Source organism: Herbaspirillum sp. Her2, assembly GCF_057961375.1.
In genome coordinates this window covers 3,753,966-3,778,653 of sequence record NZ_CM176331.1, presented here as the reverse complement: position 1 = coordinate 3,778,653, position 24,688 = coordinate 3,753,966, and the positions used below count along the sequence as shown (strand labels likewise).

Here is a 24,688-nt window from a genome sequence, read left to right as displayed (position 1 = left end):
CACGGACCCTTGAAGAGAATGCCGAGAACCCGACGATGCCGCTGACGTATTCCGTGCAAGAAGACAGGCTGCTGCTCACCGTGAGCGGCGGACTGACCATTTTCCAGGCGGCCGAGCGCAAGCCGGAGCTGCTGCACGCCCTGACGCTGCCGCAGACGCAGGTGGTGCTCGACCTGTCCGGCGTGGATGAGCTGGATACGGCCGGTATCCAGCTGCTGCTGCTGTTGCGGCGCGAGCTGGCCGCCGGTGGACGGCAGCTGGAGATCGGTGTCTACAGTCCGGCCGTGCTGGCCACGCTGGACCTGCTGCAATTGCATGAGCGCTTCAGCCCTGCCGTGGAGGCCGCATGAAAAAGGACTCCGCCCGCGATGCCGTCGTCCAGGAAGCCCGCGAACTGCTCGTGGCCATGGAAGCGGCCTTGCTGCAGATCGAGATGGAAGGACCGAGCCGAGACAGCATCAACGCCATCTTCCGCGCCGCCCATACCATCAAGGGTTCGGCCGGCCTCTTCGCCTTCGACAGCATCGTGCAGTTCACGCACCAGGTGGAGCATGTGCTGGATCTGGTTCGTGAAGAACGCCTGCCCCTGAACGCGCCCATGATGTCGTTGCTGCTGCAGTGTGGCGATTACGTCAGTGACCTGGTCGATGCCATCGAGCGCAACCAGGAAGCCGAGGAACCCAATGCCGAACGCCGAGCCACGCTGCTGGCTGCACTGGCCGAGGTCGCGCAGTCGGCCAGCGCACCGGGCGAGGCGGCCAGCGAGCCGGCACGGCTGCTGCAGCGGCTCACCGGCACTGCCTCCGCGGACGCGGCCCACGGCGGCGATGCCCACCGGGACGAGGCCCTGCAGGCGACGGCCGATTATCCCTACTGGCACCTGTCGCTGCAGTTCAATGAGAATGTCCTGCGTGATGGACTCGATCCCCTGTCTTTCCTGCACTACCTGCGTTCGCTGGGCCGCATCGTCGCCATCCTGCCGGTGGAGGCAGACATTCCCGAAGCGGCGGCCATGGATGCCGAGAGCTGCTACCTGGGCGTGGAAATCTGCCTGGCCTCCGACTCCACCCGGCAGACGCTGGAAGACGTGTTCGAATTCGTACGCGATGACAGCCGCATCGATATCCTGCCGCCGCAGAGTCCCCTGGCGGCGTATGCGACGGTGCTGCAGCGGCTCGCCCCCGACGATGCGGCGCGCCTGGCCGCCCAATGGCGCAGCCTGGACTTGTTCACCGAAGCCCAATGGCGCTGCCTGGGCGCAGCCACGCTCGCTGACGCCGCCGCCCCCGCAGTGCCGGCGGCCGCGCCCGGCGCCGGTGCTCGGCCGCGCCCGCTGGACGAGCGGCGTGCGCAGGAACAGAAGTTCATCAAGATCGAGGTCTCCAAGCTGGACCAACTGATCGACCTGGTGGGCGAGCTGGTCATCGCCGGTGCCAGTGCGCGCCTGATTGCCCGACGCCGCAAGGACAGCCAGTTCGAGGAGGCCACCCAGGCCATCGACAGCCTGATGGAACAGATCCGCGATGCCGCGCTCACGTTGCGGATGGTGCAGATCAATGAGGTGTTCCAGCGCTTCCCGCGCATCGTGCGCGACATCGCCCGCGATCTCGACAAGGATATCGATCTCACCATGACCGGCTCCGAGACCGAGCTGGACAAATCCATGGTGGAGCGCCTGGCCGATCCGTTGATGCACATCGTGCGCAATGCCATCGACCACGGCATCGAGCCTGCCGCCGAGCGCATTGCCGCCGGCAAGCCGGCCAAGGCCTCGCTGCGGCTCAATGCCATGCATGAATCCGGCAGCGTGCTGGTGGAGGTGATGGACGATGGCCGGGGCATGGATCGCACACGCATTCTGGAAAAGGCGATCGCACAAGGACTGACGACGCCGGAGGCCGAACTCAGCGATGCCGAGATCTACCGCTTCGTCTTCGAGCCCGGCTTTTCCACCGCCGAGCAGATCACCGAACTTTCCGGACGCGGTGTCGGCATGGATGTGGTCAAGCGCAACATCGATGCCCTGCAGGGCGAGGTGGCCATCGATACCGAACCCGGGCGTGGCACCGTGGTCCGCATCCGCCTGCCGCTGACACTGGCCATCATCTCGGGCTTCCAGGTGGTGGTCGGCAATGCGGTGTTCGTGATTCCGCTGGACATGGTGGTGGAGTGCATCGACATGCCGCCGCGCCAGAACGGCAGCCATATCGTCGCGGTCCGTGGCGAGCCCTTGCCGTTTGTCCCGCTGCGTGAGCTGTTCGACCTGCCTGCGCGGGAACAGGCCCGTGCGCGCAAGAGTCTGGTGATCGTCCAGTACGGGCAATTGCGCGCCGGGCTGCTGGTCGATGGTCTGCTGGGCGAGTGCCAGGCGGTGATCAAACCGCTGGGGCGGCTGTTCGGCAAGGTCAAGGGATTGTCGGGATCGACCATTCTGGGTGATGGCCGGGTCGCGCTGATCCTGGATATTCCGCACCTGGTGCAGCACACCCAGCAACAGGAACAAGGCAATACGGCGGCCTACGCCGAACGCAGTGTGGCGTCGGCGCCATGACGGGCCCGATCAAGGGACCCGCACCACGAGGGGAAGCGAGCATGCAAGAATCGATGACCAACAGGATGAGCATCAAGCAGATCTTCATCTGGCTGGGTGTAGTCCTGTCCATCCTGGTGGCGGTGGTGATCAGCCTTACCGATACGCTGCGCCAGGCCAATAGTGCGCTGGAGCAAGCGCATCAGTCCCGCTACGACTCCGCCGCGCTGGCCAATGAACTGCGCCGCACCACCGAGGACATGACCAAGTTCGCGCGCGCCTACGTGACCACGGGCGACCCCAATGACGAGGATCGCTATTACATGATCCTGGACATCCGCAATGGCAAGCGCGCGCGGCCTTCCAACTACGACCGTTTCAACTGGGACCTGGTCAGTGCCCGCAAACTGCCGGTGGAGGCGGGTGCCCAGACGGTGCCGCTGAGCGAGCTGATGAAGCAAGCCGGTTTCACCGAACAGGAGTTGGCCAAGATGCAGGAAGCCCTGAAGCTGGGCGACCAGCTCTCGCGCATCGAGATCACCGCCTTCCATGCGGTCAAGGGCGAGTTCGATGATGGCGAGGGCAAGTTCACCGTGGTCGGTGCGCCCAACCAGGCCATGGCGCAGGAGCTGGTCTTCGACCAGACCTACCGTGCGCTGTTCGGCCGCGTGATGGCCCCGATCAATGACTTCCTGCGCCAGGTCGACGAACGCACGCAGGCCCGTGTGCTCAGGGCCGGCCGCGAGTATGCCGAACTGGAACAGAAGATCTTCTGGCTGCTGACCGCCTCGGTGGTAGTGCTGTTCGCCTGCCTCGGGTTTGCCTATCGCACCATCCGTTCGCAGATCGGCGGCGAGCCGCGCGATGCCATGAGCGTCCTGCGCCGCGTGGCCGAGGGCGATCTGACAGTCACCGTGCCACTGCGCAAGAACGACAAGGTCAGCGTGCTCTACAGCACTCAGCAGATGGTCAACAAGTGGACCGACGTCATCGGTGATGTCAGCGGTACAGCCAGTGCGCTGGCCTCGGCCTCGGAAGAGATTTCCTCGTCTTCGCAGGCGCTCTCGCACAATGCTTCGCAACAGGCTGCCAATGTGGAGGAAACCAGCGCCTCGGTGGAAGAGATTACCGCCACCATCGCCCAGAACGCCGACAACGCCCGCACCACCGATGGCATCGCCAGCCTCTCGGCCAGTGCGGCGACCGAAGGCGGCGAAGCCGTGCGCGAGACCGTGGCTGCGATGAAGCAGATCGCCAGCAAGATCGGCATCATTGATGACATCGCCTACCAGACCAATCTGCTGGCGCTCAACGCTGCCATTGAAGCGGCCCGCGCCGGCGAGCACGGCAAGGGCTTTGCGGTGGTCGCGGCCGAAGTGCGCAAGCTGGCCGAACGCTCGCAGACCGCCGCCCAGGAAATCATCGCGGTGGCCGAGAACAGTGTCGGTCTGGCCGAAAAGGCCGGCGGCCTGCTCAACCAGATGGTGCCCTCGATCCGCAAGACCGCCGACCTGGTGCAGGAAATCGCCGCCGCCTCGGCGGAACAGTCGACCGGTCTGGAACAGATCAACAATGCCGTGCACCAGATGGCGCAGACCACGCAGATGACGGCCTCGGCTTCCGAAGAATTGTCGGCGACCTCGGAAGAAATGAGCGCACAGGCCATCCATCTGCAGGACCTGATGCGCTTCTTCCGCGTGGATGAATTGCAGAAGCCCGGCGTGCGCGGTGCGGCCGGTGGCGTACCGGAATCCGGCGGGCGGCGCGGCAGACGCGCTCAGTCCGCTGCGCAGGGCGGGCACGAGAGCACGCGCCGCCTGTCGATGCTGGATGTGGATGAGGATGCGCCGGGCGTGGATGAATCCTCGTTCAAGCGTTTCTGAGGAGCGTGCCATGGCGTTGAACTTGTCCCGTATCAATCCGCCGCGCGCACAGCGCGGCAGCAAGGAGAGCAGTCCATGCCCAGCGTATCGTTGAATGGCGAATCCGTCCGCAAGCGGCAGCAGGAAGAGGTCATCGAAAGCCGCCAGTTCCTGACCTTCCTGGTCGGAACGGAAAGCTTCGCCATGCCCATCGCCAGCATTCGCGAGATCATCGAATTCGGCGGCCTGACCGAAGTGCCGCTGATGCCTGATTTCCTGCGCGGCGTGATCAACCTGCGCGGCTCGGTGGTGCCGGTGATCGACCTGTCGGTGCGCTTCGGCCGTGCCCCCACGATGGAGGCCAAACGTACCTGCATCATCATCATGGAACTGGTCCAGGACGAGCAGCTGCTGTTGCTGGGCGTGATGGTCGATGCGGTCAGCGCGGTGCTGAGCATCGGTGTTGATCACATCGAGCCGCGCCCGTCATTCGGTGCCGGCATCCGCGCCGATTTCATCGAGGGCATGATCAACGTCAATGAGCGTTTCATCGTCGTGCTCGATGTGCAGCGCGTCCTGTCGGTGGATGAACTGGCGAGCCTGCTGGGCATGAGTGCCGAGGATGCGCTGGGCGGTGTGCCGGTGCTTTCGGCAGAAACGGAAAGGGAGTAGGCCCATGCCCCGACCCGGCAACCTGGCAGGCAGCAGCGACAGCACGCACGGCAGCAGTGCCGGTGTGGCCACGGCTGTTGGCAGCGTGCCGGGTCTGCATGCCGGGCGTGGGGCTCAGGCGGCGTCTGCTGCCGTCATTCCGGTGACGCCGGTGGTGGCCGCCATCGCACCGGCCAGCGGATCTGCCGACCCCGAGGTCAGCGATCACGACATGCTGCTGTTCCAGAAATTGTTCAAGCAGGATATCGGGCTGCACTTGCCCTTGTCCAAGAAGGCCCTGCTGCAGAGCCGCCTCAGCCATCGACTGCAGGAACTCGGCCTGCGCGGACTGGCACAGTATCACCGCCTCATCACGAGTGCCGAGGGGGCCGAGGAACGTCAGCGCGCCATCGATCTCATCACCACCAACGAAACCTATTTCTTCCGCGAACAGGGCCATTTCGATTTCCTGACGCAGGATCTCCTGCCACGCTGGCGCGACCGCCAGCATCTGCGCGTCTGGAGCGCGGCCAGCGCCACCGGCGAGGAAGCCTATTCACTGGCCATGCTGCTGGACCATCACCGGCCCGCCGGCAGCTGGTCGATATTCGGCTCCGACATCAGCACGCGCGTGCTGCGCTTCGCGCGCCGCGCGCTCTATCCGATGGCGCGCGGGCAGAACATTCCGCGCCTGTATCTGCGCCGTTATTGCCTGCTCGGCACCGGCGAATACGAAGGCCATTTCCTGGTACAGGCAGACCTGCGCGCCAAGGTCGAATTCGCCCAGCGCAACCTGACTGCGCTGGACGAACACGACGATGGCCTGTATGACCTGATCTTCCTGCGCAACGTCATCATCTACTTCGATTGCGAGACCAAGCTGCAGGTCTTGCGCGATGTGATCGCGCGCCTGCGGCCGGGCGGCTACCTGGTGGTCGGCCATTCGGAATCGCTGCACGGCATGGAGCTCGATCTGCTGATGCATTCCCCTTCCATCTACCGGAGGCCGCCATGAACGCACCATCAGCCATCCGCGTCATGGTGGTCGATGACTCCTCGGTGGTGCGCCAGCTGGTACAGCAGCTGCTGGCGCAGACTGCCGACATCCGCGTCATCGGGACCGCGCCCGATCCGGTGTTTGCCTTGCGCAAGATGCAGCAGGAGTGGCCGGACGTGATCCTGCTCGACATCGAGATGCCGCGCATGGATGGCATTACCTTCCTGCGCCAGATCATGGCCAGCAGGCCCACGCCGGTCATCATGTGCAGTGCGCGGGTCGGCGGTGCCGGCGATATCACGGCCGAAGCACTGGCCGCCGGTGCGGTGTCGGTGATTGCCCGTCCGCAACTGGGCGTGCGTGATTTCCTGCATGAAGCGGTCAACGAACTGGCTTGCGCCATCCGGGCCGCGGCGCTGGCCGGGGCCGGCGGCAGGGGCGCGATGGCGGCCATTGCGGCACGGCCTGTATCGCCCGTGCTCAAGCTGCGCCCGGTCAAAGCAGCCGCTCGCGAAATGCTGCATGATGACGGCTGGGCTGCGGTGCTGCAGCGTCATACCGCCGATGCAGTATTGGCAGCGCCGGGGCCGGAGGACGGCTATCGTCCGCTGACGGCGCGCATCGTCGCCATCGGCGCTTCGACCGGGGGGCCGCAGGCACTGGAGCGGGTGCTCAAGCCTTTGACTGGCCGCTGTCCCGGCATCGTGGTGGTGCAGCATATGCCGCAGCGTTTCACGCGCAGTTTTGCCGAACGCCTGCACCGCATTTCCGGTGCCGAGGTCAAGGAAGCCGAGCATCACGATCTGGTCCTGCCGGGGCGCGTGCTGATCGCGCCCGGCGGCCGGCATCTGGTCCTGCGGCGCGATGGCCAGCAGTACTATGTGGAAACGCTGGATGGCCCGCTGGTGAGCCGGCACAAGCCTTCGGTGGACGTGCTGTTCCGCTCGGCGGCCAAGGCCGCGGGCAGCAATGCAGTGGGCATCATCATGACCGGCATGGGGGACGATGGCGCAAGGGGGATGCGGGAAATGGCCGATTGCGGCGCCGCCACCTATGCCCAGGACGAGGCCAGCAGCGTAGTCTTCGGCATGCCGAAAGAAGCGATACACATGGGCGGCGTCGGTGACGTCCTCCCGCTCGATCATATCTCCGCAGTGATAGAACAATATGCCTCTAGAGAATCTCAATGAGCTGATCGAATCCGCGCTGGTCGTCGACGACAGTGCCCTGCAGCGCCAGCACAGCGTGTCGCTGCTGCAGGAGCTGGGCGTCGATCTGATCTACGAGGCCGGCAACGGCAACGAGGCGCTGGATCTGCTGGCGCTGCTCAAGCTGCCGCCCGGACTGGCGGTGATCGACCTGGAAATGCCGGGCATGGATGGCATCGAGCTGATCCAGCAATTGCAGCAGAAGGGCATCGACATTCCCCTGATCGTCGCCTCCAGCCGCGAGACCTCGCTGCTGCTGTCGGTGGAGACCATGATCCAGGCCCTGGGCATGAACCTGATCGGGGTGCTGCAAAAGCCGCTCAACCAGGGCCAGCTGCGCGCCGCATTGCAATCCTTCCGTCCGCGTGGCGGCGGTGCCCACGCCGATGATGATCCCCAGCCTTCCATGTGTGAAAGCGACCTCGGCACCGCCATCGGTGGCGGCCAGGTACTGCCCTATTTCCAGCCCAAGGTGGACGTGCAGACCGGCATCCTCAAGGGCGTGGAAGCGCTGGCCCGCTGGATCCATCCCGAACGCGGCATGATCCCGCCGGACCGCTTCATTCCGCTGGCCGAGCAGTGCGGCCTGATCCACGATCTCACCATCAGCATGATGGACCAGTCCATGGCGCAGGCGGCCGTCTGGCATAGCCGGGGCCTGGCGATCAAGGTGGCGGTGAATCTCTCGCCGCTGTCGCTGGAGCAGCCGGACTTCCTGCATCGCATTCTGGAACTGGTGGACAAGCACGCGCTGCCGGCCGAGAACGTGGTGCTGGAAATCACCGAGAGTTCGGTGGTGGCGCACAAGGGCAATTCACTGGGCATGCTGGCGCGGCTGCGCCTGAAGGGCTTCGGCCTGTCGATTGACGATTACGGCACCGGTTTCTCGTCGATGCAGCAACTGGCGCGCATCCCCTTCACCGAACTGAAGATCGACCGCTCCTTCGTCCATGGTGCGCATGACCGCAAGAACCTGCGCGTGATCCTGCAATCGGCGCTGGACATGGCCCAGCGGCTGGAACTGGTGACCGTGGCGGAAGGGGTGGAAACGATGGAAGACTGGCGTCTGCTGCAGGACTTCGGTTGCAGCCTGGGGCAGGGCTACCTGATCGGCAAGCCCATGCCGGCCAATGAATTGCCGCTGTGGCTGAAGGGGCATCATCGCCGTCTCGGTGAATTGCGGCCGCTGGGCAAGGGTGCCGCCACGGGCGGCTCGGTTTGAGCAGCCTGGTTCAGATCACAGCCGGCTGATCGGCTGATCGGTGATGGCGTCCAGGAAATGGCGCGCCGCGCCCAATCCCGGAATGCGCACCTGCGCATCAATCTCCAGCATGGGCACCAATACGAAGGCGCGCTGCGCCATGCGTGGATGCGGGACGATCAGTTCTTCATCCTCCAGCTGCGCCTCTCCATACATCAAGACATCCAGATCCAGCGTGCGCGGGGCGTTGCGATAGGGCCGCTCGCGTCCGTGCTGCAGCTCGATGGCCTGCAACGCATGCAGCAGTTCCAGTGCGGTCAGTGACGTGGAGACCAGTACGACGGCATTGACGTAGTCGTCGCCACTGGAATCGATGGGCGCGGTGCGATAGAGCGAAGAGCTCCGCAGCAGTTGCGACTCGGGCAGCCGGGCCAGATGGGCGATGGCTTCTTCGACGATGGCGCGGGCGTCGCCCAGGTTGCCACCGATGCCAATCCAGGCCAGCGTGGAGGATGATTCCACGTTGATCAGTCGTCGCCTGTTGGCGCGCTGTCCCCACCCGCACCACCGGCACTGCCGCTGCTGCGACGGCGGCGACGGCGCTTGGGGGCCTCACCCGTGCCGGCATCTGCTGGTGCATCCGGCGTGTCGGCCGCTTCCTTGGGGGCGCGTGCACGCACCGGCGCAGGGGCAGTGGCTTCCTGCTCGCAGCCGCTGTCGCTGGTTTCAACGGTGTCCCCTGGCGACTTGCTGCGGCTGCGTCCACCACGGCGCTTGCGCTTCTTGGGACCGGCATTGCTGCCGGCAGGATCGGCCGGTTTGCGGGCGATCAGTTCTTCGCGCTCGGCACCGTTGCCGGCGATGAAGGCTTCCCACCATTCGCCGAGTTCGGCATCAAGTTCGCCGGACTGGCAGCGCAGCAGCAGGAAATCGAAACCGGCGCGCAGGCGCAGGTGTTCCAGCAATTTGTACGGAGCCTTGCCGACGCGGCGCTCGAAGCGCGGCTGCATGGCCCAGATGTCGCGCATGTCGGAGGCAATCTTGCGCTGCAGGGCCAGCTTCTCGGTCTGGGCATCGAGCACGTCATCGGCGGCCAGATGCAGGGCGGGAATCGGATACTCGCCGGCAGCTTGGTAGGCGCGCCATTTTTCCAGCACCTGGTGCCACAGCAGCGAAGCGAACAGGAAGCCCGGCGAGACGCCCTTGCCTTCCTTGACGCGGGCGTCGGTATTGGCCAGCGCCAGGCTGACGAACTTCTCGCCCAGCGGCTGTTCCAGCACCACGTCCAGCAGCGGCAGCAGGCCGTGATGCAGGCCTTCCTTGCGCAGCTGCTGCAGGCAGGCGAGCGCATGGCCGCTCATCAGGAGCTTCAGCATTTCATCGAACACGCGGGCGGCCGGCACGTTGTCGATCAGCGGTGCCATCACGCGGATCGGTGCGCTGCTGGCCGGATCGATGGTGAACTTGAGCTTGGCCGCGAAGCGCACCACGCGCAGCATGCGGACCGGGTCTTCGCGGTAGCGCGCTTCGGGTTCGCCGATGATGCGCAGCTTCTTGTCGCGGATGTCGGCGATGCCGCCGTGGTAATCGAGCACGGCCTGGCTGGCCGGATCGTAGTACATCGCGTTGATGGTGAAGTCGCGGCGGGTGGCATCTTCATGCTGTTCGCCGAAGGTGTTGTCGCGCAGCACGCGGCCATGTTCATCCTTGGGCGCGGCTTCGGCCGAGGCACCCCGGAAGGTGGTGACTTCGATCAACTCTTGTCCAAACATCACGTGCACGATCTGGAAACGACGGCCGATGATGAAGGCGCGGCGGAACAATTGCTTGACCTGTTCCGGCGTGGCATTGGTGGCCACGTCGAAGTCCTTGGGCTTGATGCCCAGCAGCAGGTCGCGCACTGCACCGCCGACGATGAAGGCCTTGTAGCCGGCATCCTGCAGGGTTTGCGTCACGCGCACCGCATTGGGCGAGACCAGTGCCGGATCGATGCCATGCTCTTTGGGCCCGAGCACATCGGGCTCGATCTTGCCGCCTGCGGCAGCGGCCTTGGCGCGCGATTTTTTCACGGGCTCGGCACTCTCGGCGGCGGCAGCCTTGCCGCGGCCGAGGATGGAGCGAATCAGTTTCTTGATCATTGCGCGTGGCCGTCGGCGAAGAGGTTCAGCACCGGCCAGCCGCGCGCCTGGGCGTGCGCCAGCAGCTTGTCGTTGGGGTTGGTGGCGATCGGATCGGTCACCCGTTCCAGCAGCGGAATGTCGTTCTGTGAATCGCTGTAGAAATAGCTGCGTTCGAACTGGTCCAGCTTGAAGCCCAGACGCTCCAGCCAGGCTTCGGTGTGGACGATCTTGCCCGGGCCGAAAGTCGGCGTGCCGTCCAGCTTGCCGGTGAGGTTGCCGGCGTCATCGAGCGCGGGCAGGGCGGCGATCAGGTGTTCCACGCCGAAGTGCGAGGCGATCGGCTTGGTCACGAAGTGGTTGGTGGCGGTGACGATGGCCACCAGGTCGCCGGCGTCCAGGTGTTTCTTCACCAGGGCCACGGCTTGCGGCAGGATGGCGGGCTTGACCACTTCGTCCATGAATTGCAGGTGCATCTCGTCGAGCTGCGTGCGCGGGAAGCGCGACAGGTTGCCCAGCGCGAATTCCAGATAAGCCACCGGATCGAGCGTGCCGTTCTGGTAATGGGCGAACCATTCGTCATTGGCCTTGCGGAAGCTGTCGGCATCCACGGCGCCGATGCGCGCCATGAATTCGCCCCACTCGTGGTCGGAGTCGAGCGGCAGCAGGGTATGGTCGAGATCGAAAAGGGCGAGGTTCATTGTTCTCCGGATTCCTGTTGTAACAGTTCGCGTAGCAAGGGCAGGGTGATGGCGCGCTTGGTGGCCAGCGAGTAGCGGTCCAGCGCGTCGAGCATGCGCGACAGCGAGGGCATGTCGCGCCGGTAGTGGGTGAGCATGTACATCATCACGGCCGGGGGAATTTCCAGGCCGCGGTCCAGGGTGATCTGCAGCAGGGCGGCGATCTTCTCGTCATCCGACAGGTCGTGCACCTGGTAGATCAGGCCCCAGCCGAGCCGGGTGCGCAGGTCTTCGCGCAGCTCCAGGCGGGTCGGCGGCAGGGTGCCGGTGCAGACCATGCAGCCGCCCTGTTCGCGGATCTGGTTGAACAGGTTGAAGGCGGCGATCTGCTGTTCCTCGAACAGTTGATCGACGTCATCGAGCAGGTAATGGCTGGTCTGCGGGCTGTAGTCGAAGGCCGACTCGGGGGAGTCGGCACTGATGAGGCGGGCGCGGTTGCCTTCCTGGCCGGCCTTGGTGGCCAGGGCGTGCAGCAGGTGGGTCTTGCCGGCACCGGCTTCGGCCCAGAGGTAGATGAAGCGGTCGGTGCTGGCACTGCCGGTCTGGATGGATTTGTCCACGCCGGCCGTGGCCAGCAGCTTCAAGCGCTCCAGCAGTTCTGCGTTGCGGCCGGTCACGAAGCTGTCGAAGCTTTGCGGCTGGTCCGCGCTCAAATCGAGCGGAATCTGTTTCATCGGTGGCTATCAGCTACGAAGGCCGCAAGCTGCTTGCGGCCAGTTAATGCAGGACGGCGCCAAGCGCCCGAGCCTGCGCAGCGTCCTGCAAGGGCAGGGAGGCTGTGATCAATCATAAACTCTTCAACGGTTGTAAAAATTGCTGGCCAGATACTCGCGCCGCACATGCATGGCGATCACCGAGACGATGGCCGAGGCCGGCAGCGCCAGCAGCACGCCGACAAAACCGAACAGCTGGCCAAAGGCCAACAGCGCGAAAATTACCACCAGCGGGTGCAGGCCGATACGCTCGCCCACCAGCTTGGGCGTGAGGATGAAGCTTTCCAGCACCTGTCCCACGCCATAAATCAGGGCCACCCACAGCAAGCCGATGGCGCCATCGAATTGCAGGATGGCCGCCAGGATCGCCAGCACCAACCCCAGGCCGAAGCCTACATAGGGAATGAACACCAGCAGGCCCGTCAGGACGCCCACCGGCAGGGCGCTGTCAAATCCGGCTGCAGTGAGCGCAACCGAATAATAGACCGCCAGCACCAGCATCACCAGCAATTGTCCACGCAAGTACTGTCCCAGCAGGCTATCGACCTCGGCCGCCATGGTATTGACGCGGCCGGCCCAGCGGCGCGGGATCATGATCTGCAGGCGCTTGAGGAAGGGATGCCAGTCCTGCAGCAGGTAGAACAGCACCATCGGCACGAACAGCAGATTGGCCAGCCAGGCCAAGAGCGCCGTGCCCCCGACCTTGGCCGAGGCCAGCACCGAACTCCACAGCTCGTCGCCACTGGTGCTGATCTGTTGCGTGAGCAAGGCCTTGATGCCCGCCAGGTCCAGCCGCACATCGATGCCCAGCTGGTGCAGGCGCGGCGAGAGGAAGGCGTTCAGCTTGTCCAGCAGCGGCGGCACCTGGGCCTGCAGCAGCGGGATCTGGCGCAGTACCAAAGGCACCACGATCAGCACCAGCGCCAGTCCGGCCAGGATCAGCAGCAAGACCATGATGGTCACGCCCACGAAACGCGGGATGCGCAGCGGGCCGATGCGGCGGCTGGCGATCCAGTCCACGCCCGGGTTGAGCGCATAACCGATGATGCCGGCAGCGACGAAGGGCGAGAGCATCGGGCCCAGCGCCATCAGCAGTGCCAACAGCAAAATGCCGACAATCAGCCACGCCAGGTTCTGTTTTTGCTCTTCGGACAAAGAAAAAGGCATGGATTCGGAGTTCGCGGGTGGCGGTTTTGTTAAAATCACGGCTTGGCAGGGGCACTTCCGCCCTGAATCCCCTATTTTACCGTCTTCACTGGCAATATTTCATCATGACTTCACCTTCCAATGTCTCCCTCTCCTACCGTGACGCTGGCGTCGATATCGATGCCGGTGACGCCCTGGTTGAAGCGATCAAGCCGTTCGCCAAGCGCACCACCCGCGAAGGCGTGCTGGGCGGCATTGGCGGTTTCGGTGCCCTGTTCGAAATCAGCAAGAAGTACAAGGAACCGGTGCTGGTGTCCGGCACCGACGGCGTGGGCACCAAGCTCAAGCTGGCTTTCCACCTGAATCGTCACGATACGGTCGGTATCGACCTGGTGGCCATGAGCGTCAACGACATTCTGGTGCAGGGTGCCGAGCCGCTGTTCTTCCTGGATTACTTTGCCTGCGGCAAGCTGGACGTGCCCTCGGCCACCGATGTCATCAAGGGCATCGCCGCCGGTTGCGAACAGGCCGGCTGCGCCCTGATCGGCGGTGAAACCGCAGAAATGCCCAGCATGTACCCGGACGGTGAATACGACCTGGCCGGCTTCGCAGTCGGCGCGGTGGAAAAGTCCAAGATCATCGACGGTACCAAGATCGCCCCGGGCGACGTGGTGCTGGGCCTGGCCTCCTCGGGCGCGCATTCCAACGGCTACTCGCTGGTGCGCAAGATCCTGGACGTGGCCAAGCCGGACCTGGAAGCCGACTTCCACGGCCGCAAGCTGGCCGATGTGCTGATGGCTCCGACCCGCATCTACGTCAAGCCGCTGCTGTCGCTGATGGAGAAGCTGGAAGTCAAGGGCATGGTCCACATCACCGGTGGCGGCCTGGTCGAGAACATCCCGCGCGTGCTGCAGGATCACCTCACGGCTGAACTGGACGCCAAGTCCTGGACCATGCCCCCGCTGTTCACCTGGCTGCAGCAGCATGGCGGCGTGGCTGATGCGGAAATGCACCGCGTCTTCAACTGCGGCATCGGCATGACCGTGATCGTCTCCAAGGAAAACGCCGACGCCGCTGAAGCCCATCTGAAGGCCGCCGGTGAAACCGTCTACCGTATCGGCACCATCCGCGCCCGCGCCGAAGGCGAAGCACAGACCATCGTGCGCTGATCGACCCCTGTAAATCGTTTTAACGATTTATAAAGTAAAAAGGCTGCATTCTCAGGAATGCAGCCTTTTTTATTTCCGGTGGAGAATTTCTCGCCGGATGAAAACTTAGTTTTGTTAAAACAAAAACTAAGTTTCCAACAAGAAAAAACTAACAGTGAGTTCAGCTCGCCTGCCCGACATCCCCATCCTGCTCCGCCAGGATCTGGCGCGGGACGGCCTGCAGGCCACGTGCCACGCCATTGGGCGGCGGCACGCGCACCGGCTCGCTGATGTCGGCGGCGGTGGAGAGCACGTTCAGGGTATCTTCCGGCGGGGCATCCCAGACCGGATCGTCGATGGCCTCGAAGACGCGCTTCAATTGCGAGCCCCAGCTGCGGCGGATCATCTGGAAATACTGGTTCTGCTCGTCGATGGTCACGAAGCGGGTCACGGCCAGGTCTTCGCTTTCATAGACCAGCAGGTCCAGTGGCAGGCCCACCGAGATGTTGGACTTGAGCGTGGAATCCATGGAGATCAGCGCGCACTTGGCGGCCTCGTCCAGCGAGGTCTGCGGCGTGACGACACGGTCAATGATGGGCTTGCCATACTTGGATTCGCCGATCTGGAAGTAGGTGTTCTCGTCGTGTGACTCGATGAAGTTGCCGGCCGAATACATCTGGAACAATCTACAGCGCTCGCCACGGATCTGGCCGCCGAAGATGATGCTGACGTTGAAATCGATACCGAACTTGCTCAGCTCGGCGGCCTCGCGGTCATGCACGGCGCGAATGGCATCGCCCAGGATCTGGGCGGCTTCGTACATGGAGGTGGCGGTCCAGATGCTGCGGCCTTCCGCATTGGTGCGGTCGGTCAGCATCTGGCGGATGGATTGCGAAATCGACAGGTTGCCGGCGGTCATCATGACCATCACGCGGTCGCCCGGATTCTCGTAAACACTCATCTTGCGGAAGGTGCCGATATGGTCCACTCCGGCGTTGGTGCGCGAATCGGACAGGAACACCAGGCCGCTGTTGAGGCGCATGGCTACGCAGTAGGTCATGATGGAAAAGTGATACGTGGAAACGGAAAGCCGGATTTTACCGTAAGGCCCGGTGCCAGAGCGTGCGCGCCGGGGGCATCTGTCGTGACGTACCTACAGTAACGGCCTGTTTCCCGAAAAGATGACAGCGGCTGTGCTTCTTTCTTGCGCGCGAAGCACAGCCGGGGCGGCTTACGCTGCCAAAGGAACAAGAAAATCGCGGCTGATGCGATTGCCCAGTTCGAAGATGCGCTCCAAAAATTCGGTGAGCGTATCGTGCAGCCCGGCTTCCAGGATTTCCTCGATGCGGGCGAACTTCAGGTCGGCATGCAGCTTGCCCGCAAAGCGCTCGGTATCGGCCGAGACATCATTGCGCACGTGATGCAGATTGGAGATCACGTTGCCCATGCAGGCCAGCAGCGAACGCGGCATGTCGGCCCGCAGGATCAGCAGCTCGGCCACGCGCTCGGGGGTGATGACGTCGCGGTAGACCTTGCGGTAGATCTCGAAGCCCGACACCGAACGCAGGATCGCGGCCCAGTAGTAGAAGTCCAGCTGTCCCGCTTCATCGCGCGCCGACTGGCTTTGCGATTGGGATTGAGATTGCGACTGGCCATTCTGCTTCTGCGATTGCGTTTCCTTGGCCCCGTGGAACTTGACGTCGATGATGCGCGCCGTGTTGTCCGCACGTTCCAGGAAGGTCCCCAGGCGGATGAAGTGGAAAGCCTCATCCTCCAGCATGGTGCCGATGGTCACGCCGCGCGAGAGGTGCGAGCGATGCTTGACCCATTCGAAGAAATCACTCGGGTTCTGCTCCAGCGCATTGGTTTGCAGATAGGACTGCATCTTGATCCAGGTGGCGTTCTGGATCTCCCACGCTTCGGTCGTCAGCGCGCCGCGCACGGCACGCGCATTCTCGCGCGCTTGGCGCAGGCAGGAGGCAATCGAGGACGGGTTGTTGGGGTCCCGCACCATGAAGTCGATGACGTCCTTCTGCGTAAGCTTGTCGTATTTCTGGTTGTAGCCATAGAGCAGTTCCGAGATGCCCAGCACGGCGCGCCAGCCTTGCTCGGCGTCGTCGACCGATTGCGGCAGCAGGGCGGTCTGCACGTGCACGTCGAGCATGCGGGCGGTGTTCTCGGCGCGCTCGGTGTAGCGGGCCATCCAGAAGAGGTGATCGGCGGTACGGCTCAGCATCTTATTTCTCCAGAATCCAGGTGTCCTTGGTGCCGCCGCCTTGCGACGAGTTCACCACCAGCGAGCCTTCCTTCAAGGCCACGCGCGTCAAGCCGCCCTTGACCATGGTGATCTGCTTGCCGGATAACACGAACGGACGCAGGTCCAGGTGGCGCGGAGCGATGCCCGATTCCACATAAGTCGGGCACACGGAGAGGGCCAGCGTGGGCTGGGCGATGTAGCCATCCGGCTTGGCGATGATGCGTGCGCGGAAGTCTTCGATCTCCTGTTTGGTGGAAGCCGGGCCGACCAGCATGCCGTAACCGCCGGCACCGTGCACTTCCTTGACCACCAGCTTTTCGAGGTTGGCCAGGGTGTAGGAAAGATCCTCCTTCTTGCGGCACTGGTAAGTGGGTACGTTGTTGAGGATGGGATCCTCGGAAAGGTAGAAGCGCACCATGTCCGGCACATACGGATAGATCGACTTGTCGTCGGCCACACCGGTGCCGATTGCATTGGTCAGCGTCACCTTGCCGGCGCGATAGGCCTGCAGCAGGCCCGGCACGCCCAGCGCCGAATCGGGACGGAAAGCCAGCGGATCGAGGAAGTCGTCATCGATGCGGCGATAGATCACGTCGACCCGCTTGGGGCCGCGCGTGGTGCGCATGTAGACCACGTTGTCCTTGACGAAGAGGTCCTGTCCCTCGACCAGTTCCACGCCCATCTGCTGGGCCAGGAAGGCGTGCTCGAAGTAGGCCGAGTTGTACATGCCCGGGGTCATCACCACCACCGTCGGATCGGTCACGCCGGCCGGCGCCACCGAACGCAGGTTGTCCAGCAGCAGGTCGGGATAGTGATCGACCGGCGCAATCTTGTGGCGCTTGAACAGGTCCGGGAAGAGCCGCATCATCATCTTGCGGTTCTCCAGCATGTAGGACACGCCGGAGGGCACGCGCAGGTTGTCTTCGAGTACGTAGAATTCACCTTCGCCCGCTCGCACGATGTCGACCCCGGCGATGTGCGCGTAGATGTCGTTGACCACGTTCACATCCTGCATCTCGCGCCGGTACTGGGCGTTCTGGAAGATCTGCTCGGGCGGGATGATGCCGGCCTTGACGATCTTCTGTTCGTGATAGATGTCGTGGATGAACATGTTGAGCGCTTTGACGCGCTGGACCAGTCCCGCTTCCAGCTTGGCCCATTCGGCCTTGTGGATGATGCGCGGGATGATGTCGAAGGGGATCAGGCGCTCGGTGCCGGCATCGTTTCCATAGACGGCGAAGGTAATGCCGACGCGGCGGAAGATCAGGTCGGATTCGGCACGTTTGCGGGCGATGATTTCGGGCGACTGCGCCGAAAGCCAGCTGGCGAATTCTGCATAGTGCTGACGCACTTGACCTGCTTCGCTGCCTGCGCCTCCTGAATACATCTCATCAAAAAAATGTGCCATAGATTTGCTTCGTGTTCCCGTGGGGAGCGGGAATCTTTCTAAGTAGGTTGTAACGAAAACAGAGGCGGTGGGTACGGCAAAACTACAGCGTGGGTACAGCGTAATGCGATGGCGCTAGGGGACTGCCGCTGCACGCCAGCGCCAGCGTGCATGAAGAAAGACTAACAGAGGCTTGAATTTTTTGACAGAGGAAAATTGCATGCTTTTGCTCCTCGCCCGCGCGGGTCTGCTCCCATCAAACGCAGACCCGCAGCGGCTTCAGTTATTCCATGGCGTGGGTGCGGGAACCTCGCAGGGGGCCGGCATGTCGATGGTCTTGAAGTCGGCCGGACTAACGATTTCCAGATACTCCATGTCGGGCGAATAGTCGAACAGGAAGTGCACGATGCCCGGCCGCTGGTGCACGCAATCGCCGGCCTTGACCAGCGTGACTTCGGTCTCGTACATGAAGCGCGCCCAGCCTTTGAGCATGATGACGATGTGGAAGTTGGCCTCGTGCCGATGCCATCCGGTGCCCGTTTCCGGGGCCATGTTGGCCTTGACCAGCTGGGCCACCACCTGGCCGCCGGTGGCCGCGGCAATGCCCAGGTCGCGATACAGGAAGAAGTCGCGCAGCCCTCCCGTTTCATAGGGCGTGTCGCCTTCGCTCACATGCGAAAAGCTGTTCTGCGCCAGTACGCTTGCCTCCGCTACGGTATTCATCACATCCATCCTTTCTGCGGTCTCCCGCCATGGGCCTGCGACAAAAACGGGCGCGACTTTTCCTGCCGGTGCTGCGCGCGCCCTAGAATTCCACGTCCAGTTCGTCGATGTCCTCCGGTTCCTTTTTGGCGGCGGTGATCCATTCCTGCATCTCCGGCATGGCCATGATGCGTTTGGCATAGGCGGTGCAGATGGGATCAAGCTTGACGTCATAGGTCATGAAGCGCGTCACCACCGGCGCATACATGGCATCGGCCATGGTGCGCTGTTCGCCGAACAGGAAAGGCCCGCCGTACTTGGCCAGACACTCCTTCCAGATGGTGGTGATGCGCACGATGTCGGCTTCGGCGCGGGACCACACCTTGAAGTTGGGGAAGTGGCCCTTGAGGTTCATCGGCAGCGCCGCGCGCAGGGCCGAGAATCCCGAATGCATTTCGCCGCACACCGAGCGGCAATGCGCACGGGCGGCGAGGTCGGCCGGCAGCAGCTTGGCGCCGGGGCGGATTTCGTTGAGATATTCGGCAATGGCCAGCGTATCCCATACCAGTACGTCGCCATGGTGGAGGCTGGGTACCAGGATGGAGGAAGACAGCAGCAGGATCTCTGCCCGTGCCGACGGGTCGTCCGGCGGCACGATGTCTTCCTCGAAAGAGAGCCCGGCGAACCTGGCCATGAGCCAGCCGCGCAGGGACCACGAGGAGTAGTTCTTGCTGGTGATGCGCAAAGTCGTCTTAGGCATGTCAGTCCTTTATCTGTTTTGTGCAGGTTGACTTTGGGCACGCGGCCGCGTGAGCGGCGGTGTCTTGTTCATGGTCATCTTCATCGTCCGCCCCGTCTGCGCTCGGGAAGGACACGGGCCACAGGAGCGGACCGCGTACCACTACTTGCAAGGCTTGTGCCAGCTCGCGGGAACGGCAGGCCACGCACCGCCGGCATTTCCGCGCGGCCACCAAAGCCGCTGGAAAACTCCCAAAAGCTGCGCGCAGGCGGGCTGGCGGCCCATCAATGGCACGACAATTGCATCGTCGCCATGGCGAGCGGACACCAAAAAGAGACAACCGAGGGCGGCGCTTCATGATCAATACCTATCAGCTCTACCAGAACTACGCCGACGCCACCGATCCGCTGCGGGCCTGTGCCCGCATGATGGCACCCCTGCTGGGGGCGACCTGGCCTGGCGTTCCGGTCAATCCGGCGTTGCGCAAGATGGCCTCGGCCTGCGAGGTTTTTGCGCGGACGCAATTGACCCATGCGCGCCCGCCCTTCGAGATCGGCGAGGTGCTCGACGGCGGACGCACAATTGCGGTGCACGAGGAGGAAATCAGCGCCACGCCCTTCTGTGGCCTGCTGCATTTCCGCAAGGAAACTTCGGCCGTGCAGCCCAAGGTGTTGGTGGTCGCGCCCATGTCTGGCCACTTCGCCACGCTCTTGCGTGGCACCGTCAAAACCCTGCTGCGCGATCACGACGTCTACATCACCGACTGGCGCAATGCCCGCGATGTTGCCCTGGAGCACGGCCGTTTTGGCCTGGATGAATACGTTTCGCACGTGATCGGATTCCTCGCCGAGCTGGGCCCCGGTGCGCACCTGCTGGCGGTGTGCCAGCCGACCGTGGCGGCGCTGACCGCCGCCTCCGTGATGGCCGAGGACAATCATCCGGCCCAGCCGCGCACCATGACGCTCATGGCCGGGCCCCTCGACACCCGGGTCAATCCCACGGCCGTCAACGCGCTGGCCAAGAGCAAGCCGATCAGCTGGTTCGAGAAGAACATGATCAGCACCGTCCCGGCGCGCCATGGCGGGGCCGGGCGGCGCGTCTATCCTGGCTTCGTGCAGTTGAGCGCCTTCATGAACATGAACCTGAACCGCCACGTCGACGCCTTCCGCAAGCTGTATCACCATCTGGTCGAGGGCGAGGAGGCGCAGGCCGCGCAAATCAAGGATTTCTACGAAGAGTATTTCGCCATGGCCGACCTGCCGGCCGAGTTCTACCTGGAAACGGTGCGCACGGTGTTCCAGGAACATGCGCTGCCGCTGGGCAAGCTGACCTATCGCGAGCGCGTGGTCGACCCGCGCGCCATCCGCCGCACGGCGCTCTTTACCATCGAGGGCGAGAAGGACGATATCTGTGCGGTCGGCCAGACCGTGGCCGCACAGGAAATGTGCAGCAACATCCGGCCCTACATGCGCCTGCACCATGTTCAGACGGCCGTGGGACATTACGGGGTCTTCAACGGACGGCGCTGGGACAACGAGATCTATCCGCGCCTGCGGGATTTCATTAACATGCATCACAGGTAAGCTTGCGGCGTACTTGCCAATGCGAGTGAAAAACTTAGTTTTCAGGATCGAAAGATTAAGTTTTTCTTCCCCCGGCACTTACACTCTCACATACACTCACAACGAGGCAGCCCCAACCGGAAAGTCACCAGGAAAGTAATCAGGCGGTAAGAAAAACAAGGTATGCAGGAGATCTGCTCCGCATGTCGCCAACAACCAAGCCCCGCGCTTGACCATTTGCTTGTCGTAAAGGAATTCCATGTCGATCCACGTGGCCCTGAACCATGTCACCTCTTACAAGTACGACCGTGCCATCAACCTGGGTCCGCAAGTCATCCGCTTGCGTCCCGCCCCGCACAGCCGTACCCGCATCCTGAGCTATTCGCTGCGCGTGCTGCCCGAGCCGCACTTCATCAACTGGCAGCAGGACCCGGAATCGAACTACCTGGCGCGCCTGGTATTCCCGGAGAAGACCACCGAATTCAAGATCGAGGTCGATCTGGTGGCCGAGATGTCGGTCATCAATCCCTTCGACTTCTTCCTCGAACCCTATGCCGAGGAGTTCCCCTTCGAGTATGCCAAGGACCTGCAGAACGAACTGCTGCCCTACCGGCAGAAGCTGCCGCTGTCGCCGCTGTTTGAAAAATTCCTCAAGAGCATTCCGCGCGAGAAGATCGGCAGCGCCAATTTCCTGGTGGCGCTGAACCAGAAGCTGGCCGACCACATCGGCTACACCATCCGCATGGAACCCGGCGTGCAGACGCCGGAAGAAACGCTGCAACTGAAGTCCGGCTCCTGCCGCGATTCTTCCTGGCTGCTGGTGCAGCTGCTGCGCCACCTGGGGCTGGCGGGGCGCTTCGTGTCCGGCTACCTGATCCAGCTGACAGCCGACCAGAAGTCGCTCGATGGTCCCTCCGGTCCCGAGGCCGACTTCACCGACCTGCACGCCTGGTGCGAAGTCTATCTGCCCGGTGCCGGCTGGGTCGGGCTGGACCCGACCTCGGGCCTGTTTGCCGGGGAAGGCCACATCCCCTTGTCCTGCACGCCGGAGCCGGCCTCGGCCGCGCCGGTCAGCGGCCTGGTCGATCCTTGCGAAGTGGAGTTCGAGCACCTGATGTCGGTCAAGCGCATCTGGGAAGCGCCGCGCGTGACCAAGCCCTACACCGAAGAGCAGTGGGCCGCCATCGAGAAGCTGGGCCACGCCATCGATGCCGACCTGCAGGCCAATGATGTGCGCCTGACCATGGGCGGCGAACCGACCTTCGTGTCGCTGGACCACCCGGATGAACCGGAATGGAATACCGCCGCCCTGGGTGCGACCAAGAAGCCGCTGGCCGCCGAGCTGTATCACCGCATGCGCGACAAGTATGCCGCGCAGGGCCTGCCGCATTTCGGCCAGGGCAAGTGGTATCCGGGCGAGCAGCTGCCGCGCTGGGCGCTCAATTGCTACTGGCGCCGCGATGGCGAACCGATCTGGCTGAATCCTGAATTGATCGGCGACGAGACCAAGCCCAACGTCAGCGACAAGATCGTCACCAGCCACTTCCTGCACCGCGTGGCACAGCGCCTGCAGGTGGATGGCAAGAACGTCTTCCCGGCTTATGAAGACGTGTTCTACTACATGTGGCGCGAGCGCCGCCTGCCGGGCAATGTCGATCCCTTTGATTCGCGCGTGGATGACAAGCAGGAGCGCGAGCGCCTGATGAAGGTCTTCACGCAGGGCCTGCAAAGCGCGGTCGGCCATGTGCTGCCGCTGGCGCGCCGCGACGATGGCCGTGGCTGGCAGAGCGGGGCGTGGTTCCTGCGCAGCGAGCGCTGCTACTTGTATCCGGGCGATTCGCCGCTGGGCTATCGCCTGCCGCTGGATTCGCTGCCCTGGGTCAAGGAGGGCGAGTATCCGGCCGTCTATCCGGCCGATCCGACCCAGGCCTTCCGCCCATTGCCCAGCAGCGCCGAAATTCGCCGCCAGCTGGGCAGCCCGCAGGAGCCGGCTGCGCTCCTGAAGAAGGCGGCCAGCACTGCGGCTGCCCTTGGCATGGAAGGCAAGGCGGCGGGCAATACGGCCAATGCTGCCAATGCCGCTACCACGAGCAACGCCACCCAGTCCGTACCGGCCCCCTTCGAATCGGCCAACTGGCTGACCCGCACCGCCCTGTGCGCCGAGGTGCGCAATGGCGTGTTCTACCTGTTCATGCCGCCCCTGTCGCAACTGGAGCATTACCTCGAACTGGTGGCTGCCATCGAAGCCGTGGCCGAGGAACTGAAGCAGCCGGTGCTGCTGGAAGGCTACGAGCCGCCGCACGATCCGCGCCTGCGCAAGTTCAGCGTCACGCCCGACCCCGGCGTGATCGAGGTCAACATCCAGCCGGCCAACAACTGGAGCGAACTGGTCGAGCAGACCACGCACCTGTATGACGCCGCACGCGCCTCGCGCCTGACGACCGAAAAGTTCATGCTCGACGGCCATCACTCCGGCACCGGCGGCGGCAATCACATGGTGCTGGGCGGCATCACGACCAGTGATTCCCCTTTCCTGCGCCGGCCCGATCTGCTGCGCAGCCTCATCTCGTACTGGCACAACCATCCTTCTCTGTCCTACCTGTTCTCGGGCATGTTCATCGGCCCGACCTCGCAGGCACCGCGCATCGATGAGGCGCGCAATGATTCGACGGTGGAAATCGAACTGGCCTTCAGCGAGATGGACAAGCAGGTCGCCAAGGGCGATTGCCCGCCCTGGCTGGTGGACCGCCTGCTGCGCAATCTGCTCATCGACGTCACCGGCAATACGCACCGCGCCGAGTTCTGCATCGACAAGATGTATTCGCCCGACAGTGCCACCGGCCGTCTTGGCTTGCTGGAATTGCGCGCTTTCGAAATGCCGCCGCACGCACGCATGAGCCTGACCCAGCAACTGCTGCTGCGCGGCCTGGTGGCGCGTTTCTGGAAGGAGCCCTACAAGCCGGCGCGCCTGGTGCGCTGGGGGACTGAACTGCATGACCGCTTCCTGCTGCCGCATTTCATCGAGCAGGATTTCGCCGATGTGATGGCCGACATGAACGAGGCCGGCTATCCGATGCGTGCCGAATGGTTCGCGCCGCACATGGAATTCCGTTGCCCCAAGATCGGCGACTATGCGGTCAAGGGCATGCAGGTCGAATTGCGCACCGCGCTCGAACCCTGGCACGTGCTGGGCGAGGAGAACAGCGGCGGCGGTACGGCGCGCTATGTGGATTCGTCGCTGGAACGGCTGCAGGTCAAGATCAGCGGCATGGCCTCCGATCGCTATGTGCTGACCTGCAATGGCGTCTCGGTGCCGCTGCAGCCCACCGGCATCGTCGGCCAGTTCGTGGCCGGCATCCGCTATCGTGCCTGGCAGCCGCCTTCGGCGCTGCATCCGACCATTCCGGTGGATTCGCCGCTGACCTTCGACCTGGTCGATACCTGGAATGGCCGCAGCCTGGGCGGTTGCCAGTATCACGTGGTGCATCCGGGCGGCCGCAATTACGAAACCTTCCCGGTCAATGCCTTCGAAGCGGAGAGCCGCCGCCTGGCGCGCTATTTCCGCATGAACCACACCCCGGGAAAATGGCAGGTCACCCCGGCGCGGGCGTCTATCGAGTTTCCTTTTACGTTAGACTTACGCTACTTCTAAAACTGAGCCGGGCGCGGCCCCGCGCCGCTTGCAAGGCGACACGCCGCACGGGACCTGCTCCCGGCGCGTGCGCCAC

The 24,688-nt window shown here is 63.6% G+C and carries 20 protein-coding genes; 10 read left to right on the top strand and 10 right to left on the bottom strand.

The genetic code is table 11. The features are described from left to right. Positions 1-35 precede the first annotated feature (35 nt). The 7 genes from ACWHXP_RS17160 (at position 36) to ACWHXP_RS17130 (ending at position 8,470) form a co-directional block, all read left to right on the top strand. Positions 36-350 (top strand): STAS domain-containing protein, encoded by a 315-nt coding sequence (locus ACWHXP_RS17160; RefSeq protein WP_039785201.1) that lies wholly within the window; start codon positions 36-38, stop codon positions 348-350. Beyond that, entirely contained in the window at positions 347-2,551 is a 2,205-nt protein-coding gene (locus tag ACWHXP_RS17155) for a chemotaxis protein CheA (RefSeq protein WP_489635469.1), read from the top strand. Before ACWHXP_RS17160 ends, ACWHXP_RS17155 begins: the two co-directional genes overlap by 4 nt. Positions 2,552-2,592: 41 nt before the next feature. Beyond that, positions 2,593-4,413: a methyl-accepting chemotaxis protein gene (locus ACWHXP_RS17150; protein WP_489624635.1), complete on the top strand. Its 1,821-nt coding sequence runs from the start codon at positions 2,593-2,595 to the stop codon at positions 4,411-4,413. A gap of 75 nt (positions 4,414-4,488) precedes the next feature. Then, positions 4,489-5,064, top strand: a complete 576-nt coding sequence (locus ACWHXP_RS17145; protein WP_209533566.1) for a chemotaxis protein CheW — start codon at positions 4,489-4,491, stop codon at positions 5,062-5,064. Positions 5,065-5,068: 4 nt separating this feature from the next. Continuing rightward, on the top strand, positions 5,069-6,058 hold the full coding sequence (locus ACWHXP_RS17140) for a CheR family methyltransferase (protein WP_371925500.1): 990 nt from the start codon (positions 5,069-5,071) through the stop codon (positions 6,056-6,058). Then, a complete protein-coding gene (locus tag ACWHXP_RS17135; RefSeq protein ID WP_121042976.1) occupies positions 6,055-7,230 on the top strand; it encodes a protein-glutamate methylesterase/protein-glutamine glutaminase in 1,176 nt (391 codons plus the stop codon). The genes ACWHXP_RS17140 and ACWHXP_RS17135 overlap by 4 nt, the downstream gene beginning before the upstream one ends. Then, a complete protein-coding gene (locus ACWHXP_RS17130; protein ID WP_489635470.1) occupies positions 7,208-8,470 on the top strand; it encodes an EAL domain-containing response regulator in 1,263 nt (420 codons plus the stop codon). Before ACWHXP_RS17135 ends, ACWHXP_RS17130 begins: the two co-directional genes overlap by 23 nt. A 15-nt stretch (positions 8,471-8,485) precedes the next feature. Here ACWHXP_RS17130 and folK read toward each other — a convergent pair whose 3' ends face one another. The 5 genes from folK to ACWHXP_RS17105 form a co-directional block, all read right to left on the bottom strand. Continuing rightward, entirely contained in the window at positions 8,486-8,971 is a 486-nt protein-coding gene (gene folK, locus ACWHXP_RS17125; protein WP_489624637.1) for a 2-amino-4-hydroxy-6-hydroxymethyldihydropteridine diphosphokinase, read from the bottom strand. A 5-nt stretch (positions 8,972-8,976) separates the two neighbouring features. Then, a complete protein-coding gene (pcnB, locus tag ACWHXP_RS17120; protein ID WP_489635471.1) occupies positions 8,977-10,587 on the bottom strand; it encodes a polynucleotide adenylyltransferase PcnB in 1,611 nt (536 codons plus the stop codon). Further along, positions 10,584-11,267: a histidinol-phosphatase gene (locus ACWHXP_RS17115; protein WP_034338372.1), complete on the bottom strand. Its 684-nt coding sequence runs from the start codon at positions 11,265-11,267 to the stop codon at positions 10,584-10,586. Before ACWHXP_RS17115 ends, pcnB begins: the two co-directional genes overlap by 4 nt. Further along, on the bottom strand, positions 11,264-11,980 hold the full coding sequence (hda, locus tag ACWHXP_RS17110; protein ID WP_034338369.1) for a DnaA regulatory inactivator Hda: 717 nt from the start codon (positions 11,978-11,980) through the stop codon (positions 11,264-11,266). The genes ACWHXP_RS17115 and hda overlap by 4 nt, the downstream gene beginning before the upstream one ends. A 123-nt stretch (positions 11,981-12,103) precedes the next feature. Continuing rightward, positions 12,104-13,186, bottom strand: a complete 1,083-nt coding sequence (locus ACWHXP_RS17105) for an AI-2E family transporter (RefSeq protein WP_489635472.1) — start codon at positions 13,184-13,186, stop codon at positions 12,104-12,106. A 104-nt stretch (positions 13,187-13,290) separates the two neighbouring features. Between ACWHXP_RS17105 and purM the strand changes: the two genes are divergently transcribed. Then, complete coding sequence (gene purM, locus ACWHXP_RS17100; protein ID WP_121042984.1) at positions 13,291-14,334, top strand: phosphoribosylformylglycinamidine cyclo-ligase; 1,044 nt, start codon at positions 13,291-13,293, stop codon at positions 14,332-14,334. Positions 14,335-14,494: 160 nt separating this feature from the next. Here purM and ACWHXP_RS17095 read toward each other — a convergent pair whose 3' ends face one another. The 5 genes from ACWHXP_RS17095 to ACWHXP_RS17075 all read right to left on the bottom strand — a co-directional run bounded on the left by ACWHXP_RS17095 (position 14,495) and on the right by ACWHXP_RS17075 (position 19,419). Further along, complete coding sequence (locus tag ACWHXP_RS17095) at positions 14,495-15,373, bottom strand: proteasome-type protease (RefSeq protein ID WP_088754567.1); 879 nt, start codon at positions 15,371-15,373, stop codon at positions 14,495-14,497. A gap of 171 nt (positions 15,374-15,544) precedes the next feature. Continuing rightward, the gene (locus ACWHXP_RS17090) at positions 15,545-16,549 is read right to left on the bottom strand and encodes an alpha-E domain-containing protein (RefSeq protein WP_034338357.1); all 1,005 of its coding nucleotides are present in this window, start codon (positions 16,547-16,549) and stop codon (positions 15,545-15,547) included. A gap of 1 nt (position 16,550) precedes the next feature. Further along, positions 16,551-17,978 carry a circularly permuted type 2 ATP-grasp protein gene (locus ACWHXP_RS17085; RefSeq protein WP_034338355.1) on the bottom strand — a complete coding sequence of 476 codons (1,428 nt, stop codon included), beginning with the start codon at positions 17,976-17,978 and terminating at the stop codon, positions 16,551-16,553. A gap of 258 nt (positions 17,979-18,236) precedes the next feature. After that, positions 18,237-18,680, bottom strand: a complete 444-nt coding sequence (locus tag ACWHXP_RS17080; RefSeq protein WP_121043100.1) for a cupin domain-containing protein — start codon at positions 18,678-18,680, stop codon at positions 18,237-18,239. 82 nt (positions 18,681-18,762) lie between these two features. Then, positions 18,763-19,419 carry a glutathione S-transferase family protein gene (locus tag ACWHXP_RS17075; RefSeq protein ID WP_034338352.1) on the bottom strand — a complete coding sequence of 219 codons (657 nt, stop codon included), beginning with the start codon at positions 19,417-19,419 and terminating at the stop codon, positions 18,763-18,765. Between the two features lie 335 nt (positions 19,420-19,754). On the opposite strand from ACWHXP_RS17075, the gene ACWHXP_RS17070 reads away from it, so the two are divergent. Continuing rightward, the gene (locus tag ACWHXP_RS17070; protein ID WP_209579925.1) at positions 19,755-20,981 is read left to right on the top strand and encodes a polyhydroxyalkanoate depolymerase; all 1,227 of its coding nucleotides are present in this window, start codon (positions 19,755-19,757) and stop codon (positions 20,979-20,981) included. A 238-nt stretch (positions 20,982-21,219) separates the two neighbouring features. Continuing rightward, the gene (locus ACWHXP_RS17065) at positions 21,220-24,612 is read left to right on the top strand and encodes a transglutaminase family protein (protein WP_489635473.1); all 3,393 of its coding nucleotides are present in this window, start codon (positions 21,220-21,222) and stop codon (positions 24,610-24,612) included. Positions 24,613-24,688: the final 76 nt, after the last annotated feature.

Excerpts from the sequence above, each read along its gene's own strand:
- ACWHXP_RS17095 (WP_088754567.1), bottom strand. The coding sequence starts at position 15,373 with ATGACCTACTGCGTAGCCATGCGCCTCAACAGCGGCCTGGTGTTCCTG.
- ACWHXP_RS17085 (WP_034338355.1), bottom strand. The coding sequence starts at position 17,978 with ATGGCACATTTTTTTGATGAGATGTATTCAGGAGGCGCAGGCAGCGAA.
- hda (WP_034338369.1), bottom strand. The coding sequence starts at position 11,980 with ATGAAACAGATTCCGCTCGATTTGAGCGCGGACCAGCCGCAAAGCTTC.
- ACWHXP_RS17115 (WP_034338372.1), bottom strand. The coding sequence starts at position 11,267 with ATGAACCTCGCCCTTTTCGATCTCGACCATACCCTGCTGCCGCTCGAC.
- ACWHXP_RS17090 (WP_034338357.1), bottom strand. The coding sequence starts at position 16,549 with ATGCTGAGCCGTACCGCCGATCACCTCTTCTGGATGGCCCGCTACACC.
- ACWHXP_RS17130 (WP_489635470.1), top strand. The coding sequence starts at position 7,208 with ATGCCTCTAGAGAATCTCAATGAGCTGATCGAATCCGCGCTGGTCGTC.
- ACWHXP_RS17160 (WP_039785201.1), top strand. The coding sequence starts at position 36 with ATGCCGCTGACGTATTCCGTGCAAGAAGACAGGCTGCTGCTCACCGTG.
- ACWHXP_RS17150 (WP_489624635.1), top strand. The coding sequence starts at position 2,593 with ATGCAAGAATCGATGACCAACAGGATGAGCATCAAGCAGATCTTCATC.
- ACWHXP_RS17065 (WP_489635473.1), top strand. The coding sequence starts at position 21,220 with ATGTCGATCCACGTGGCCCTGAACCATGTCACCTCTTACAAGTACGAC.
- ACWHXP_RS17075 (WP_034338352.1), bottom strand. The coding sequence starts at position 19,419 with ATGCCTAAGACGACTTTGCGCATCACCAGCAAGAACTACTCCTCGTGG.
- purM (WP_121042984.1), top strand. The coding sequence starts at position 13,291 with ATGACTTCACCTTCCAATGTCTCCCTCTCCTACCGTGACGCTGGCGTC.
- ACWHXP_RS17105 (WP_489635472.1), bottom strand. The coding sequence starts at position 13,186 with ATGCCTTTTTCTTTGTCCGAAGAGCAAAAACAGAACCTGGCGTGGCTG.
- ACWHXP_RS17155 (WP_489635469.1), top strand. The coding sequence starts at position 347 with ATGAAAAAGGACTCCGCCCGCGATGCCGTCGTCCAGGAAGCCCGCGAA.
- ACWHXP_RS17080 (WP_121043100.1), bottom strand. The coding sequence starts at position 18,680 with ATGAATACCGTAGCGGAGGCAAGCGTACTGGCGCAGAACAGCTTTTCG.
- ACWHXP_RS17140 (WP_371925500.1), top strand. The coding sequence starts at position 5,069 with ATGCCCCGACCCGGCAACCTGGCAGGCAGCAGCGACAGCACGCACGGC.
- pcnB (WP_489635471.1), bottom strand. The coding sequence starts at position 10,587 with ATGATCAAGAAACTGATTCGCTCCATCCTCGGCCGCGGCAAGGCTGCC.
- ACWHXP_RS17135 (WP_121042976.1), top strand. The coding sequence starts at position 6,055 with ATGAACGCACCATCAGCCATCCGCGTCATGGTGGTCGATGACTCCTCG.
- ACWHXP_RS17070 (WP_209579925.1), top strand. The coding sequence starts at position 19,755 with ATGATCAATACCTATCAGCTCTACCAGAACTACGCCGACGCCACCGAT.
- ACWHXP_RS17145 (WP_209533566.1), top strand. The coding sequence starts at position 4,489 with ATGCCCAGCGTATCGTTGAATGGCGAATCCGTCCGCAAGCGGCAGCAG.